This is a genomic window from Pseudoalteromonas sp. SD03, assembly GCF_040937955.1.
In the GTDB taxonomy this organism is placed as follows: Bacteria; Pseudomonadota; Gammaproteobacteria; order Enterobacterales; family Alteromonadaceae; genus Pseudoalteromonas; species Pseudoalteromonas tetraodonis.
In genome coordinates, this window is sequence record NZ_CP162514.1 from 2,709,459 (window position 1) to 2,726,890 (window position 17,432).

Sequence of the window (17,432 nt, forward strand, 5' to 3'; positions counted from 1 at the left end):
TCTTTAATACTAAGCCTCCGCGGATCAGAAGTGGTTCTATCCACCTTGTGTCGCCAACTTGTCGCTGTACATTTTAGATAGCGCATCAAAACATTGGTTACCAGCAAGAAGCCTCAAAGGGTTCATATATCCACTATTACAATCGATACCGTCCATCGATATAATGGAGACGATAATTCTGTTTAGGCCGTGAATCGGCTTAACTTACTGTCGGGAATTAGTTGACTGCTACAAAGCTCGAGATAAAACCCCACACTCTCTGATGTGTGGGGAACTTTATGTAATAGGCTATTTACATAGCAGGTTGAATGCCGTTAGGACAAGCACCTGGTGAGCCTGTGCCAGGAATAGTGGCCGGCACTGTTGGCACTGGGTAATCGCTCTCTAGTAATTGTATGGAATTGTGGTTGACTACCGGTACGGTTTCAATATTACACCCGCGAGCGCCACCTGATTCGAAGCCACCACCGACTTTACCTTTACAAATGAAGGAGCAACTAAAGTGCGCATCTTGTAAATCGTGCACGTTATACTGCTGACAGCCAACAGCGGGGTCAGTGCCAACGGAAATGAGTTTACCTAACCATGCAGAGTTTTTTGCCCGACTCTCCAACTCTTTATTCACTGTTTCAGCGGTGGCACATCGACGTGTCACATAACGTGATCCATCAATGAGGTTTTCGACATCATTGATGCAATATTGATATTTGTAAAACTCAGCGGAAGCCAATGATTCAGGATTACCAGCAGCATCAGAGCCACAAACAGCAGTCTTGTGCGAGCGCTCGCAGATAAATTTCGGTCCACGGCACACATCGCATGATACTGGTGATGTCGGTGTTGGGTTAACCGCATCTCCTCCACGGCTGTTTTTTATAGGCAAGGTGGCGCTGACCGTTTGACCTTTAGTATCAGTGACCGTCAGCGTAATATCCCCTCCGATATAGGTGCATTCACTCGCAGGTTTGCTAATGGTTGCCGTTGGGTTGTCGGTTGTTTCACCACTTAGCACCACGCCTTTGGCTGGTGGTGTCCAGCTATAGGTGTAGGGTGGTGTGCCACCAGTAATTACCGGTGCATGCAAACTTACTAACTTATCGATACCATTTAGCGAAGTCAGATCCGCGTTTATGGTTTTAAGTGCGGCTGTCAGTTTGCCACTGTCGACTAACGGTAAAGTTGCCGGAGCTGCTGGTTTGATCAGCACTGTATAACTTTGGTTGCCAGCCTGATAATGATCTGGCGTATCACCAGCTACTATGTCGAGTTTATAGGTACCAGCAGTGCCTGTTTGCGGGTTGATGCTAATGGTAGCTGCATTCAGAGGAGCGAAGGTATCGGCTGGCGCGGTACTCGGAGTAACGGTCCACGAAATAGTCGTTGGCGTTATCGGTGCAGAACCTACGCTGCTTATAAAATCTACAGTAACATCTAACTTTGGATCACCTTCAGTTAAGGTTATGTCTGTTGCACTTTTTGGCATTACAACAATAGTCGGTTCATAAACCACGACATTTATCATGTCTTGCTGCGAAGCACCACCTACTATTGGCATCCCGACCACAGTAAAAGTGAGCGTTGTATCGCTCGTCACATCAGGTGCCGTAAATGAGGCGTTATATTGATTGGCACCACTTAGCGCAACTATTGGTATTCCTGCCGTTTGCGTCCATTGATAACTGGCGAGACTGCTGCCCGTTGCATTTAGAATAACTGTTTGCCCTGCGCGCACGCGCAGATCAGCACCAGCACTAATACTAGGCGCAGCCAATACTTCCACCATCGCCGTTTGTGATATTTTATTACCTGTTCCTTGTGCGGCAAAAGTGAAGATATATTGGTTCTCGTTTCCATAGGCTGGAGCGATAAAGGTACTGGTTAAACTGCGAACATCGCCCTTGACGCTGCTATTGCTGAGCGTAATGGTACTGGCCGCCGTAGGAAGTTGGCTCCACGTTAAACTTTGCACCGTTGCAGGGCTGCTTGAGTCTGCATCGATCACCGTACCGACTAAACTAACGATTTGTCCTTCATTGACATAAAGAACAGGAGTAACATGTGCCGATATATCGGGCTGGCCTTGCACTGTAACTGTTACTTGGTCTTTTTTGACTCGACCATTACTAGTAACCGAGAGTTCAAATACCAGGTCTTCGCTGGTGCCCGCAGCTTTAGCTGGAGAGGTAAATGATGCATTCAAAGTATTTGCATTTTTTAAAGGGGTGACATCTGAGCCTGAAATCTGCGTCCAAGTATAAACTGGTTCATTGGCATGTTGCACACTGCCGTGCAACTGCACATCACTTAAACTTTCAGCAATAGAAAAATCATTACCAGCGCTGACCAGTAAAGGTAAAGCGGGTACGGTCACAACAACGCTATCTTTAGCCGTATTACCCAAACTGTCGATTACCGTCAGGTTGTAGTTAAGCTCTACTTCATGGGTCAGAGACGGCGCGATAAATGATGGGTTCGCATCACTGATACTGCTTAGTGCGGCATTCGTATCATCTGTCCAACTATAGGTGTAGGGCGGTTTCCCTCCTGCAACATTCGCATTTAAGTACCCCGTTTGCGAGGGTGATAAATCAAAGTCGGCGCCCAAGTCGACACTCATGTGGCGATCTTGAATGGTCACTGCAACCGTGGCGGTAGCCGTATTGACCGAATCCGTTGCCGTAACTTGCAGTTTGATCGTAGTATCAGCATCCACATTGGGAAGATCTAAGCTTGCATTCGATGAGGATCCGTTGATAATGCTTGTTTTCGTCAGTGATGTTGTGCCGGCATCAGCAAGAGTCCATGCATAGCTTACCGCACCATCGGCATCTTTAGCCGATGCCAATAAATTGAGGGTATTACCTTCAGCCAATGTGCGTGTTGCTGCACCAGCTGTTACTTGCAAAACATTGTTCACATGGTAAGTGACACTATCGGTAGCAGAGCCGTTAGCCGTATCATTTACTATCACTTCAAGGGTCACAGTAGCAGGGCCATTCGGTGCGATAAAGCTTGGAGTAGCGGTGTTTGGATCTGTAAGGCTAATGCCTATACTAGTGGTTTCTACCCATAAATAACTGAGTGAACCAAAGGTGTTGCCAAGACTGACTCTCGGCTTCACTGTCTCATTTGCAGTTACGGTCGCATCATTAGAGGCGGTTACCATTAACGGCAACTTCGGTGGTGCGACTACTGGATCAACTGTCACAGTCATTTGTGCTTTTGCTAAGGCTGACCCATCGCTCACTTCGACTTCTATTACAATATCTTGATGGCCGCTCACACTAGGAGCGGTGAAACTTGGCGAATCCGTTTTATCATCTGCAATCGTAATGGTTGGGCCACTTAATTGCGCCCACTGATAGTTTAAGGGACCACTGGCGTTCATCACTGTCGTTTTTGGGTGCACCACATGACCACTGTATACGCTTTCATGCCCAGCCATACTGAGCGCAAGTGTGGGTTTGCTTGGCGCATTAACAGGTACTGCCTGAAACTGAGTATCAGTAGTTTTAGTAATCACCTTACCTTCAGGTGAGGTATAGGTAATGGTTGCCTGAAGCTTAATGTTGGTATTACTGCTTACTGATGGCGCATTAATGATGGGCTGAGCTGTATTGTCACCAGCAATTATCAAGTCATTAGGTTTTGGATTTGGCTCAATCACCGTCCATAGGTAAGAAAGAGATGCCCCGTTATCTAAAGGGGGGACATGGACATCGATGCTTGGTTTAAAAGTTTTGCCGGATTCTACCTGAACAGGAGCTGCTGTACTGACTCCAGGGCCTGTTGCCAAGTGACTACCTATTTGGTTTTGATGAGGTGCCAGCTTAAATACAGGTTTAGCGGTATAAAGTAGCGAATCGGAAACAGTATTGGTGCCATCTGTCACAGTAACATTGACTCTAATACCTGTTTCTGAATTGACATTTGGCACAACAAACACAGGGTGCTCTGTTGTCGCATCTGTAAAGGCAACATCGCTACTCTCCCACAACACTGATACACGATCAAGCGTACTGGTGATAGTTGCTGCAGGATACACAAAATCCCCTTCTTCAACTAAACAGTTGGTGGTGCAGCCCTTTGGTTTAATAATCTGTACCGACAAAGGCGCAGTTGCCTTCACTTGAATATCGTGTGTAATACTCACTTGATGGCCATCGGCATCAGTTACTTGTACTACCCATTGAAAATCGGTATCGGTTGTAACCTCTGGCGGCGTAACCTCGGTAGTTTTTCCATTAACACTACTTATCATAGCGTCTGGACCTTTTGTTTGCGTCCATTTATAGGTAAAAGGCCCCGTGCCACCATTAACCTCGGCAGTCAAACTAACAGAACCATGACCATTGTATACTTGATGCTTAGCACCTTGCTGAGGCTGTAAAGGTCCAGGCTTTATTTCTACTAGCTGTGTCTGTGATGTGCTTTTCCCGCTACTGACTTCCGTAGCTGTTACTTTAAATTCGAGTTTTCCCGGCTGCTTAGGCGCAATGAAAGATGTGGTTTGGCTGGCACTGTCTATTAAGTCTACTGTGGTACCGCTCACTTGCTGCCATTCATAGGTGAAGCTTCCACCGCCACCAGACTTTTCGGCTTTTGCTGTTAAGTGGACTGTCTGCCCTGAAGTGCTTTGCTTAACTGTATGTGACGATTGAGAGTTTGCATCAACTTTGCCCGTTCCAGTATTAATCTGGTTAACAAAGCTGATGCCCGTTGGCTTAACCGTGAGAACCACAATCGTATCAAACAACAAGCCGCTGGCGTCTTCAGTTTGTGCTGAGAAAAATAACTCTGTGTCCTGAAAAACATTAGGTGCTGTAACCTCGACTCGATTATCTATTTGTTGCCAAGATACTGTTTGTTCACTTAATAGTTCCCAACTTATCTCCTTGTCACTATCAACCAACCCATTAACCGTATAAGCCGCATTTAAAATGACCTTGTGTTCAGAAGAAACTTCCGTTGGGCCTGTAACCTCTAATGACTCAACATCTCCAATAACGTCAACCGGTGAGGTAATGTCTATGGTGATATCCTTGCTTAGCGACATACCTGAGAAACTAGCTGTTACACGAATGCTAGCTTGCTCAATATTTGACGGTGCTACAAAGAACCCTTGGTTACTATTACTAACTAAGCCAAGTGGTAATACACTCTCTTCCATCCAAAGGTAACTCGCGCCATCAATATTTTGTCCATTTTGTTGTAACTGAACCTCAATCACTGCAGATTGACCCACTTCTACGGATAAAGGCGCTCGGACCAACTCAATTGTAAATTCTTTACTTGTATCTGAAGACACTGAGGTTCGGTCACAGGCCACTAGAAAGAATAGCATTAAAAGTAAACCAAAACCTTGACTAGGCAATTTCATAAGTAACAGTATCCTTATCATAAAAAAGATACAAAGTTTTAAGATTATTTAAGCCTAAAAAGCATAATCAAACTTAAAACTTCGATAACCTAAATTGATACTAGACTCAAAATTAAAACTCTGCAATTTGTCCCTTTTTCATGAATCAAAAGAACACGATCTTACTGTTAAATTAAGTCCTGTTCTCGCAGTTCAGCTTATTAGGGTTGCCACACTCTTAGATAAACTAGCCTTGGAGTCTTGTGATGTGCCTGCCACTGGTGGTTACAGAAACCAACTGACCGACCATTCCAGCGAGTAATTATCCACCACATTCCCTCCAAAAGTGCCTACCATTACTAAGCTGGTATGACACAAATTCCATAGACCAACGTTGATTTAACACTATTGTCTTAGCGCCTTGCGTTTCTTCACACCCGCCCTCTTCAGTGTCGAGGCGATAGGCTTGCTTTTAGCTCTGAATCCAGCATTTTCCTTTGAGCAAATCCTGTAACATAAGCTACCCACACAGGGGATATTTAATCGCCAGCGACTGAGCCCAACAAACTTATAAGCCACACATTCAGTGTACCAACAGGCACACCGATTAATTGAAGAACGTTCCACCGCTACCACACCTGATATATCAGTGACGGTACATCCAGATGTCAAAAAAGAATCGTATGTAAACGACTGTGATCATCTTTATCTATGGTTTTATGCGTATTTTTATATTCGAAGTCTCTCGGAGCTGATCGGTAATGTTATAATCATAGCCTAGGCTCGATTTGGTTAAGTCAGTTGCGTTGACGATCAGGACGAGCGAGTCGAAATACCCGTTACCTTACTCGCTTTATGTATTAGAGTTTTTACCCTTAGCAGAAAGAACAGTTTAATAGGTTAAAGGGCTCGAAGCTCGCAAAGACTAAGAGCTATTAATAGACATTAGCCTAAAAAGCCAAAGGCGCATAAGCGTATTTTAATCTATCTGATATATAGTCGTTCAAACCTTATCTGATAATTCCTCGTTTTTAATTGCTGCCTATACAACTAAGTTCTTACTACTCGTCGACGTTTTAGTTCAGCTTTGGCTCAACGTCTGAGCCCACTTTTTCTTCAGCAATTAACGGTCGTGAAACTGAACTTACTCTGCTTAGTTACCATTTTGCTTTTGATCCGATTTCTTTATAGCTCATTGATATTAAATTATTTTTAATCAGTAGAGTACATTATAAATAATCAAGAATGCTACAGCACAAAAGACAGTATTATATTACTATATCACTTTAAAACTTTTCTGTTAGCTACCACTTTTGCACTCTATCTAACGGTCAAATTTCCCAAGAGGTATCAACTCCAGTTCAGCTTCTGATTTAATCTGTATTTATGTGACACTCAAATTATTATTAGTCAATACACCATTCAAAGGTACTTCAATGTTAACCATATCACTTACCCCATTCTAAGTTGTTATACAACGCTTCTTAAAAATCGCTCGGTGAGTTAGCAGAAGGTCGAGAAAATATAGGTGATTACCTTCTTCACGACGAGTAAAATTTGCAGGGCATTTTCTTGGTTGATGAACTGTAGATCGGCTAGTTAGATCGGTACATCATCACTGACTACGTACGGCGACCAAAGGGCCAGCGTCTTATTTTGTCGATTTGATCGACCGAACCATCATAAACTCGCCCTACCATCTTCAACCTATTTTGGAATACCTCCATTTTGTCAGCAATGATTTTCATCTTCAGGCAGTGCCCAGTGTTACGCAGCCACAGCCCTAAAAATAGAAGCCAGCACTACAACGAAAACTAATATCTCCGCAAGGTTTTTTAGGAAAGTAAAAATTCATTAAAAAGGCCAGTCAGAAATACTGACTGGCCTTTTTTTATCTAACAGAAACTAGATTAGGTTTTTACAACCAAGTCTATTCCCACTCGATAGTGGCAGGTGGTTTTCCTGAAATATCGTAAACAACGCGTGAGATACCGTCGATTTCGTTAATGATACGGTTAGAAACCACACCTAAAAACTCATACGGTAAATGTGACCAACGTGCAGTCATAAAGTCGATGGTTTCAACACAACGAAGTGAAACAACCCAATCGTACTTACGTGCATCACCCATAACCCCTACCGACTTAACCGGTAAGAATACAGTAAACGCTTGGCTTACTTTATGGTAAAGCTCTGCTTTGTGAAGCTCTTCAATGAAGATAGCATCTGCGCGGCGAAGTAAATCACAGTACTCTTTTTTGATTTCGCCAAGTACACGCACACCTAAACCTGGCCCTGGGAATGGGTGACGGTAAAGCATATCGTACGGTAAACCTAGCTCTAAACCAATTTTACGTACTTCATCTTTAAATAACTCACGTAATGGCTCTACTAAGCCCATTTGCATGTCATCTGGTAAGCCGCCCACATTATGATGCGATTTAATCACGTGTGCTTTACCAGTCGCTGATGCCGCTGATTCGATTACGTCAGGGTAAATTGTACCTTGGCCTAGCCATTTCGCGTTTTTAAGCTTTTTAGCTTGCTCATCAAATACATTAATAAACGTGTGGCCAATAGCTTTACGCTTATCTTCAGGATCTGATTTACCTGCCAAGTCATTTAAAAATTGATCTTCGGCATCTACTTTAACGATGTTTAAGCCAAACTTATTGCCAAACATATCCATAACTTGCTGGCCTTCGTTTAAACGAAGTAAACCGTTATCAACAAATACACAGGTTAGGCGCTCACCAATAGCACGGTGAATAAGCATAGCTACAACCGATGAATCTACACCGCCTGATAAGCCTAAAATAACTTCGTCGTCGCCAACGGTTTCTTTGATACGCTCAATAGCATCATCAATGATTTTTGCTGGCGTCCATAATTTTTCACAACCACAAATATCAATAGCAAAACGCTCTAATAAGCGTTGACCTTGATGTGTGTGGGTTACTTCTGGGTGAAATTGTACGCCGTAAAAGCGTTTTTCTTCGTTAGACATTGCCGCATGTGGGCAAGTAGATGTTTTAGCAGTGGTTTTAAACGTATCTGGAATTTCCATTACTTTATCACCGTGGCTCATCCATACATCTAGTACGCCATTACCGCCATCAGTAATGTGATCTTCAATGGCATCAAATAATGCACAGTTACCCACTTTTTCAACTTGTGCGTAACCAAATTCTTTTTTATCTGAGCTATGTACACGGCCGCCAAGCTGCGTTGCCATAGTTTGCATACCGTAACAAATACCAAGTACTGGAACGCCTGCATTAAATACATACTCAGGAGCACGTGGGCTGTTTTCAAGCGTAGTTGATTCTGGGCCACCTGAAAGGATAATACCTTGTGGGTTAAACTCGCGAATTTGCTCTTCGGTTACATCCCAAGCCCAAAGCTCACAATAAACACCAATTTCGCGCACGCGACGGGCGATTAACTGCGTGTATTGTGAACCAAAATCTAAAATGAGGATTCGTGAATCGTGAATGTCTTTGCTCATGAAGTATCTCGTAAAGTCAGGTGCTAAACGCCACCAGCTTAAGCTGTGTGACTATATTAGGGCTAACAAAGGTTAGCCCACTTTTTTCAAGTTGTTAAAGGCTGATTAGCCTAAACGGTAGTTCGGTGCTTCTTTAGTGATTTGCACATCATGAACATGCGACTCACCCATACCAGCAGAAGTTACACGTACAAACTGTGGTTTAGTGTTTAACTCTTCGATTGTGGCACAACCGGTTAAGCCCATTGCACTGCGAAGACCACCCACTTGTTGGTGAATAATGGTTGCAATTGGCCCTTTATAAGCAACACGACCTTCAATACCTTCTGGTACTAACTTGTCAGCTTGGTTTGATTTTTGGAAGTAGCGATCCGATGACCCTTCTTTTTGATCCATCGCACCTAGGCTACCCATACCACGGTAAGACTTGTAATAACGACCTTGATAAAGTTCAACTTCACCTGGTGCCTCTTCAGTACCCGCGAGCATAGAGCCAACCATTACACACGATGCACCCGCAACCAATGCTTTTACAATATCACCAGAAAAACGAATACCGCCATCGGCAATCACTGGAATATCGCGACCTTTAAGGCCTTCAACCGCATCAGAAATAGCTGTTATTTGTGGTACACCACAACCAGTAACAATACGTGTAGTACAAATAGAACCTGGGCCGATACCTACTTTAACAGCATCAACACCGGCATCTGCAAGGGCAATAGCACCTTCGGCAGTTGCCACGTTACCCGCAACAATTTGTAAATCAGGGTAAGCTTGACGAGTCGCTGCAACACGGTCAATAACACCTTGTGAGTGACCATGAGAAGTATCGATTAGTAGTACATCAACACCGGCTTCAACTAATGCAGCAATACGCTCATCAGTACCTGCGCCAACACCTACCGCAGCACCTACACGTAAACGACCTTGCTCGTCTTTACATGCATCTGGTTTGTCTTGTGCTTTTTGGTAATCTTTTACGGTGATCATGCCTTTAAGTTTAAACGCATCATCAACCACAAGAATCTTCTCAATGCGGTGTTCGTGCATTAAGCTCAAGATATCTTCGCGAGCCGTTCCCTCTTTAACCGTTACTAGGTTTTCTTTTTTCGTCATCACTGTTGAAACCGGCTGTTCAAGCTTAGTTTCAAAGCGCATATCACGACTAGTTACAATACCTACAAGGTTATTTTCGCTATCGGTGACCGGAAAACCTGAGAATCCCTTTTCCTGAGACAATTCAACAGCATCTGCAATAGTCAGATCGGCCGTTACTGTAACAGGGTATGAAACAATACCTGCTTCATAGGTTTTAACTTTACGAACATTTTTCGCTTGTTCTGCAATGGTCATGTTTTTATGAATAAAACCAAGACCACCTTCCTGCGCGAGGGCAATAGCTAAACGAGCTTCTGTAACAGTATCCATAGATGCTGAAATGAGCGGCAAGTTAAGTTTGATACCACGCGTTAAGCGAGTTGAAATATTTGCCGTATGTGGCAAAACAGTAGAATGACCAGGTACTAAAAGTACGTCATCAAAGGTAAGAGCTTCTTTAGCGATTCTAAGCATTTTGGCAACTTCTCACATGTGGATCTAAGATAAGGAATTGCGGCCAAATTTTAACAGCGTTGTAGGCACTAGTAAATAATATTTTGTATTTATTTATGATAAGCTAGATTTATAAATGTTTTTTGGTAGTTTTTATGTTTTCTAAGCCCTCGCAAACGATTTATACCGTATCTCGCCTTAATCGTGAAATACGTGCCTTACTTGAACAAGGTTTTGCGTCTTTAGTACTCACCGGTGAAATTTCTAACTTTATTGCGCCTGCTTCTGGGCATTGGTATTTTTCGTTAAAAGACGATAAAGCGCAAATTAAAGCCGCCATGTGGCGAGGCAATAATCGCAACCAAAGTTACCGACCAATTAACGGCGCACAAGTAACCGTTAAAGCACGTGTATCTTTGTACGAACCCCGTGGTGACTACCAGCTTATTGTTGAACATATGGAGCCTGCCGGCGAAGGGCAACTTAAGCAAGAGTTTGACGCGCTAAAAATGCGTTTGGCTGCAGAGGGCTTATTTAGCTCCGCTTATAAAAAACCCCTGCCCCAAAACATAAATCGAATAGGGGTGATCACCTCACCTACAGGCGCCGCAATTAAAGATATTTTAACCGTGCTAAAACGTCGCGCGCCGCAATTAGAAGTGGTTATTTATCCTGCGATGGTGCAAGGCAAAGAAGCGCATGGCCATTTAATCAAGCAAATAGAGCTGGCAAATTTACGTAATGAAGTCGACGTTATCATTCTCGGGCGCGGCGGTGGTTCATTAGAGGATTTATGGTGCTTTAACCATGAACACCTTGCTCGCGCTATTTATCAAAGCGCACTACCCATTGTGAGCGCTGTTGGCCATGAAATAGATACCACAATTAGCGATTATGTCGCTGATGTACGCGCCGCAACCCCTTCTGCAGCCGCAGAGCTCGTAAGTCCCAATACACAAGAGCTACATAATAGGGTTAATCAGTTAATTGGTCGTTTAGCGAATGCATTTAAACACGACATTGCCGATAGACGTGCACTGGCAACTCAGCTACAGCATCGCTTAAATTTGTGCCACCCGCGCAATCAGCTAAACCAAAAGTCACAACGCTTAGATGAGTTGAGTATTGCACTGCAACAGGCAATGCGTCAGCGTTTATATCAACAAGAACGCGTGTTAGCTAATTTAACTCCACGCCTAATGCGCCAATCGCCAGATAAAAAGCTAGCAAATGCAAACCATCAGTTAGCACAGCTCCATGCAAGGTTAAATCAAGCGATGCAGCAGCAACTACAACACGCAAATAATACGCTTGCCTTACAAGCAAGTCGGCTTGATTCGGTCAGCCCCCTTAATGTATTAGCGCGCGGTTATAGCATTACTAAAACAGCGCAAAATAAAGTGGTTAAATCAGTGGAAGATGTAAAAGTGGGTGATGTGTTGATCACTGAGTTAGTAGATGGCCAGGTTATTTCAAAGGTTGAAGCTTAGCCATATTGCTAAGCGCTAGCCTTGCGTACTAACAGTAAACTCAATACGGGCATCGTTAGATTGAGATGCACTGAGTTTAAATTGCTGCCACCAAGGTTCAAGGTGAAGTTTATCGTTTAGCTCGCGCCATAATTTAGCTCCATAATTAACGGCATGTTGGTTTATGGTAAGCTCAAACTTACAAATTGTTTGCTTACACTTTAGCGCTGTAAGCTCAGCGCTATCTGCAAACTCATTAATAATTAAAAAGTCAGTTAACGCGACTTCAAGCTCGTAACTCCATTCGAGATTATCAGCCTCTTGCTCAAACTGTATTGCGAGCTCATCATCAAGCTCTACACTTTCTAATTGATTTAACTTTAGCTGTTGTTGAGACTGCTTAAGCTGGATTGATTTTTTTTCAAGCCGCTGATTAAGCTCAACCACATGTTGTGCTAGCTGAGTTTGTTGATCAGCCACTTGGGCTTTATTGACCTGCACTAGGCCTTGCAAAGTAGTTGGCTGATTATTGACTTGAGTGCTAACCGAAGAGATTACAGCTTGTTTGGGCGCTGAGGAAACACGAGTGGAATCTTTAAAAAACAAAAAGTAACCACTTGCTAACGCCACGCCTGAAGAAAAACAGAGCAGCATAGCCACAAGGTTACTTTTATATATCATTTCTAGGTACTCAAAAATTAAAGCATTGCACTGGTGTGCGATTCGTTTTCTGGCTCGGGATATTCTAAAAAGTTTTGGTTCATACTTTCTGCCGGGCACTCACAATCAGGGCGACCAATAATTTTTGCAGGTACGCCAACAGCAGTTGTGTGAGGCGGCACAGGGCTTAATACCACTGAACCTGCGCCAATACGTGCGCCCTCGCCTACTTCAATGTTACCCAGTACTTTAGCGCCCGCGCCAATAAGTACGCCCGCTCTGATTTTAGGGTGGCGATCGCCTTGCTCGTTACCCGTACCACCTAATGTAACCGATTGTAATATAGATACATTATCTTCAATTACGGCGGTTTCACCTATAACAATACCGGTGGCATGGTCAAACATGATGCCTTGGCCTACTTTACAAGCAGGGTGAATATCAACCCCAAACACCTCTGAGGTACGACTTTGAATAAAGCGCGCAAGCTCTTTACGGTTTTGTTGCCATAAGCAGTTAGCTAAGCGGTGTGCTTGTATGGCGTGAAACCCTTTTAAATTTAAAATCACAGTAAGGTAGGTTTCGGCGGCAGGGTCACGATCTTTTACTGCTTTAATATCATGAGCAACATGTGTCAGCATGCGGTCACACTTTACAAAAGCTTGGTCAAACAGCTCACGGATTGTAAAAGCAGAAACCACAGCATCAGCTAGCTTGTTAGCAACAATAAAACTCAATGCCGACCCTAAGCACTCATGATTTAAAATACACGAATACACATGGCTCGCTAAAAGGGGTTCACGAGTTACTACTTCATTTGCTTCACTACGAAGCTGTTGCCAAATTTCATGACGCATAATACTGCCTTAAGTTATTACAAAGAGCCTACCGCCAATTCTAACGGATTTAGCCGCCTAGGTGTTAATCCCTTCGTTATTTGTTCTGGTTATTATATATAACCAGTTAAGTTTCAGGTTTATATTACTTTTTTCAAGTCATGTCATATGACAGTTAGGCAGGTTCAACCATTTGTGCAAAAATAAAATAAGTTAATAAAAATCAATAAATAACAATATATGACAGCACGTGTGTCATGTGCCAAAATAGCCACTGGCGTACTGCTGACGGCGTAAAAAATAATAATAAACGCTAAATTAGCATCATCAACTCAACAAGGATAACGATGATGAAAAACGACATATTAAATACAAAAAAATTAGGCTATAAATTTTACTTTCAAGATGGCGATAACCAAATAGCCTGTTTTGGAAGCTACTTTACAGGTAAAGAAGAAGTCTATATTAACGATGACTTAGTTAGCAGTAGACGCAGTGTTAATATAAAAAGCTCACACACATTTGATTTTGAAAATTCGCAGTACCAAGTGAAATTTGACATGCTCAATATACTCACAGGACGACTTGAATGCACTCTTTACAAAGATCAACAAGTGCTTGCCAAGCAAGTTCAAAGTAGTCTTCCTAGCGATCCTAAAAAAGCGGCTTTTTTTATCCTAGGCTGCGCGTTAGGTGGTGCAGTATTTGGCTATACCACTGCAACAGTCGTAGAGCTAATTGTAGGGAAACTTTAACATGCAATTAAACCCTACAACGGTAAAGTCGCTTAGGCACACATTCGATTGGACACAACAACAGCTTGCCGATGCCTGCGATGTAAGCTTACGAACCATTCAACGAGTAGAAAAAGAAGGTGCAGCGTCTAAAGAAACCACCATGGCCTTATGTGCGGTATTTGAAGTACGCCAAGGTGAGCTTATTAAGCTTGATGAAAACAACCAAAATGATGCCAATAACAGTCCATCTAAAAGTTTTATTGCAGGTTTGATTATTAGCTCTGTTATTAGTTTTGCCCTTGGTGCAGCCTCAGTACTATTAGTTAGTAACTAGTATTTACAACCTAAAATATAAAAATGCCCCAATGCTTACGGCACAGTGGCATTTTTTAATACTTAAAAACTTAAATTATTGAAATACTTTATCCACTTTCACTACTTCAATATTTTTCGCAGGAATTGCCAGTTTATAATCAGCAATTACCTTATCTTCAGCCACTAACTCGGCAGGCTTATCGGTGTTATACACCATAGGCGAGGTTTGCATAGTTGCTAAACGTTTTTGCATATCTTCACCATCACCGGTAACAAACACATAGTGAATATTCTCAGTTTGTAGGTTATCTTTAATCACTCGATTTACATCGTCAACAGTCAATGTTTTCAGTTTGCTTGTGACGTAGTTTACAAAACTATCGGTGTTATAAAACTCGCTATCTAGCGCATAACCTAACTGGCGATTTTGACTAGCAACCATTTGTGGCACAAAGTTAATTAAAAAGTTACGTGTGGCTTCAAAATCAGCCTCAGTCATGCCATTTTTAATTAGCTTATCTAGTTCAAATAATGCGGTACGGGTAGCAAAATGCGCATCGTTGTTTGAGCGTAGTGGACGCAGCCACACCTGGAATATTTGCTCAGAGCGCCCTAAGTTTGCATCCGGTTTAGTTTGAAACATACCACGAGGGAAGTATTCAATGTAGGCGTAATCACCGTAATTCATACCACGCGTTTGACGAATACGTTCGTACAAGTAACTGTTAGAACTGCGATGCTCACCAAAGTACGAGCGCACTAACCACAATGCGGTCCAGTCTTCGCTGCTACGAATGGTATCAATAGGGAACCCGAACGACACAGCCGTTGATTGCGCTGACTTTTCAACAATCGTTGCATGATGACCTTTAAGTACTGGCGCATCAGGGATTGTTAAGCGACTTTGCTCACCTTTAGGGAGCGTCGCTAAATCAGTTAACATTTGTGCTTTGAGTTTTTCAGGCACGGCACCAATTAAACCCACAGTAAGTTTAGCTTGTGTAAGTTCAGCATTATAAAACGCTTTAACATCATCAAGGGTCAGCGCTTCTAAGTCAGATAAGTCACCGTAGTTATAGCTTTCATAAGGGTGGCCTTTATAAAGCACACTGTAGAGGACTTCTTTACCCAACTCTTCATCATTAGAGGCTCTTAAACCCGATTTAATGCCATCGATCATTTCTTTTTTCAGACGCTTAAAGTCATCTTCTCTAAAGCCTGGGTTTAGCAGCTGCTCACTCACTAAGGCATACCACTGAGCTGCATTATCTTTATGAATACGCCCTTGGAACGACAGCATTTCTTTATCTATTTGATAACCAAAGCTACCCGCCAGCGGGTACATTGCCTTTTTAATATCTTTGTAACTCATTGAGGTTGAGCCACCTTGCGCCAGCATTGCGGCAGTGAGCGCTGCAACCCCTTTTTTACCCTGCGGATCAGCAGCGGCACCGGTATTAAATAATAAGTTAATATCGATTAACGGCGAGCTATTAGTTTTATCCAGCACCTTAAAGATAGGCTTACTCGGTACTTGCTGATATTTTGCTACCAAGGCATTTAAGTCGCTTTCTTGTTCAAAACCAGGGGCTTTATCAAGTGCCGACATAGTAATTGTGGTGCGCGCATTATCAACAAAATACTTATTTGCAACGGCTCTAATATCTTCGCTAGTGATATTGTCTGCCGATTTATACAGCTGATTAATTACCTCAGGATCGCGCTCAAAATGCATATAGCTGGCAAGTGTAGAGGCAATTGCTTGCGACGAATCTAAACCATTTATAAAGCTGTATTTAAGATTAGACTTTAAATCGCTAAGTTTTTGGCTATCAACCAACTCGGTACGCGCTTTGGCATAGGTACGGTTTATAGCATCACGCACTGTGGCTAAATCATCGGCATTTTCAACTTTTACAAATACATGCAGTAACCCTGGATCTTTTGTCTCTGGGTTATAGGTAAACATTTGACTCGCGATTTGTTTTTCTACTACCAGCTCTTGGTAAATATCTGAATTGCTCGAAAAATAAAGCTGCGACAGTAAATCTAATGCGGCTCTGTCTTTTTTCTGAGGCTCCCATGCAGCGCCTTTATACGACACAAGTAACCAGTGACCAGGTAATCCTTCGTTTTGCTCATGCACATATTTTGGCGCTTGTTGAGTTGGCTCTTTTGGAATATCAGCAACATAGTCGCCTTTTTGCCAATTACCCCAGTGCTTTTTAACCATCGCCATGGTCTCTTTTGGCTCAACATCACCAACAATCACAAGCGATACATATTCAGGCTTATAAAACTTAGCAAAAAACTCTTTACCGTAGGCCATTTGATCTGGCATGGCTTCAATGTCTTCAAAAAAGCCCATAGTAGTGTGTTTATAGGTATGTTTATCGAACGCTTCTTGGCGTACCGCACTTAATAATTTACGAATTGGGCTGGCATTATTTTTTAAGTACTCGCCTTTAACGGTAAGCGCTTCCGTTCTAAATTGTTCTTCGGTGTAGCTTAAGTTTTGAAAAATATCAGCTTCAATCTCAAGTACTTTATCAAGATGCTGTTTTGAAAAATTTAAGTGGTAGTTAGTGTAATCGTTAGTTGTGTAGGCGCGGTTATCAACCCCTGAATTTTTTAAAATATCTGAATACACATCTTGCGGAAACTTTTCAGACCCTTTAAACATCATGTGTTCAAAAAAGTGAGCAAAACCAGTTTTACCTGCTTCCACTTCATTACGCGAGCCAACAGACACCGGTATTTGTAGCGATACTACATCTGGGTAATCGGTTTTAACTACCATCACACGTAGGCCGTTATCTAGCTCTTCTATTAGGTAATCTTGTGAAAAAACACGCTCATCTGCTTTATTAACTTGTTCTTGTTGAGCTGCTGTTTGCGTGTTTTGACTTTGCGGCATAGCACAACCTGTTAAGGCCAGCGATACCGCTAGGCTAGTTGCCAATAATTTAAATTTCATTGTTATCCCTTTTTAAA

The 17,432-nt window shown here is 42.6% G+C and carries 9 protein-coding genes; 3 read left to right on the plus strand and 6 right to left on the minus strand.

Features of this window, described 5'->3' with window-relative positions; translation table 11 throughout:
* Positions 1 to 292: 292 nt before the first annotated feature.
* From ABZP26_RS12725 to guaB, 3 genes are all read right to left on the minus strand, one after another.
* Positions 293 to 5,380, minus strand: coding sequence for a hypothetical protein (locus ABZP26_RS12725; protein ID WP_368485019.1), 5,088 nt, complete (start codon positions 5,378 to 5,380; stop codon positions 293 to 295).
* Between the two features lie 1,909 nt (positions 5,381 to 7,289).
* Complete coding sequence (guaA, locus tag ABZP26_RS12730) at positions 7,290 to 8,867, minus strand: glutamine-hydrolyzing GMP synthase (protein WP_010387703.1); 1,578 nt, start codon at positions 8,865 to 8,867, stop codon at positions 7,290 to 7,292.
* A 105-nt stretch (positions 8,868 to 8,972) separates the two neighbouring features.
* Positions 8,973 to 10,442: an IMP dehydrogenase gene (gene guaB, locus ABZP26_RS12735; protein WP_008110278.1), complete on the minus strand. Its 1,470-nt coding sequence runs from the start codon at positions 10,440 to 10,442 to the stop codon at positions 8,973 to 8,975.
* 134 nt (positions 10,443 to 10,576) lie between these two features.
* Between guaB and xseA the strand changes: the two genes are divergently transcribed.
* Positions 10,577 to 11,911: an exodeoxyribonuclease VII large subunit gene (gene xseA, locus ABZP26_RS12740; RefSeq protein WP_368485020.1), complete on the plus strand. Its 1,335-nt coding sequence runs from the start codon at positions 10,577 to 10,579 to the stop codon at positions 11,909 to 11,911.
* A 15-nt stretch (positions 11,912 to 11,926) separates the two neighbouring features.
* Here xseA and ABZP26_RS12745 read toward each other — a convergent pair whose 3' ends face one another.
* Positions 11,927 to 12,571: a hypothetical protein gene (locus tag ABZP26_RS12745; protein ID WP_368485021.1), complete on the minus strand. Its 645-nt coding sequence runs from the start codon at positions 12,569 to 12,571 to the stop codon at positions 11,927 to 11,929.
* A gap of 17 nt (positions 12,572 to 12,588) precedes the next feature.
* Positions 12,589 to 13,407, minus strand: coding sequence for a serine O-acetyltransferase (gene cysE, locus ABZP26_RS12750; RefSeq protein ID WP_010387694.1), 819 nt, complete (start codon positions 13,405 to 13,407; stop codon positions 12,589 to 12,591).
* 326 nt (positions 13,408 to 13,733) lie between these two features.
* Here cysE and ABZP26_RS12755 point away from each other — a divergent pair, with 326 nt between their 5' ends.
* Together ABZP26_RS12755 and ABZP26_RS12760 are read left to right on the plus strand one after the other, a co-directional pair.
* A complete protein-coding gene (locus tag ABZP26_RS12755) occupies positions 13,734 to 14,141 on the plus strand; it encodes a hypothetical protein (protein WP_368485022.1) in 408 nt (135 codons plus the stop codon).
* Position 14,142: 1 nt separating this feature from the next.
* Positions 14,143 to 14,457: a helix-turn-helix transcriptional regulator gene (locus ABZP26_RS12760; protein WP_013465706.1), complete on the plus strand. Its 315-nt coding sequence runs from the start codon at positions 14,143 to 14,145 to the stop codon at positions 14,455 to 14,457.
* A gap of 75 nt (positions 14,458 to 14,532) precedes the next feature.
* On the opposite strand, the gene ABZP26_RS12765 is transcribed toward ABZP26_RS12760, so the two are convergent.
* Positions 14,533 to 17,415, minus strand: coding sequence for a M16 family metallopeptidase (locus tag ABZP26_RS12765; RefSeq protein ID WP_368485023.1), 2,883 nt, complete (start codon positions 17,413 to 17,415; stop codon positions 14,533 to 14,535).
* Positions 17,416 to 17,432 lie beyond the last annotated feature (17 nt).

Coding starts and splice junctions, on each gene's coding strand:
- ABZP26_RS12725 (WP_368485019.1), bottom strand. CDS start 5,380: ATGAAATTGCCTAGTCAAGGTTTTGGTTTACTTTTAATGCTATTCTTT.
- guaA (WP_010387703.1), bottom strand. CDS start 8,867: ATGAGCAAAGACATTCACGATTCACGAATCCTCATTTTAGATTTTGGT.
- guaB (WP_008110278.1), bottom strand. CDS start 10,442: ATGCTTAGAATCGCTAAAGAAGCTCTTACCTTTGATGACGTACTTTTA.
- xseA (WP_368485020.1), top strand. CDS start 10,577: ATGTTTTCTAAGCCCTCGCAAACGATTTATACCGTATCTCGCCTTAAT.
- ABZP26_RS12745 (WP_368485021.1), bottom strand. CDS start 12,571: ATGATATATAAAAGTAACCTTGTGGCTATGCTGCTCTGTTTTTCTTCA.
- cysE (WP_010387694.1), bottom strand. CDS start 13,407: ATGCGTCATGAAATTTGGCAACAGCTTCGTAGTGAAGCAAATGAAGTA.
- ABZP26_RS12755 (WP_368485022.1), top strand. CDS start 13,734: ATGATGAAAAACGACATATTAAATACAAAAAAATTAGGCTATAAATTT.
- ABZP26_RS12760 (WP_013465706.1), top strand. CDS start 14,143: ATGCAATTAAACCCTACAACGGTAAAGTCGCTTAGGCACACATTCGAT.
- ABZP26_RS12765 (WP_368485023.1), bottom strand. CDS start 17,415: ATGAAATTTAAATTATTGGCAACTAGCCTAGCGGTATCGCTGGCCTTA.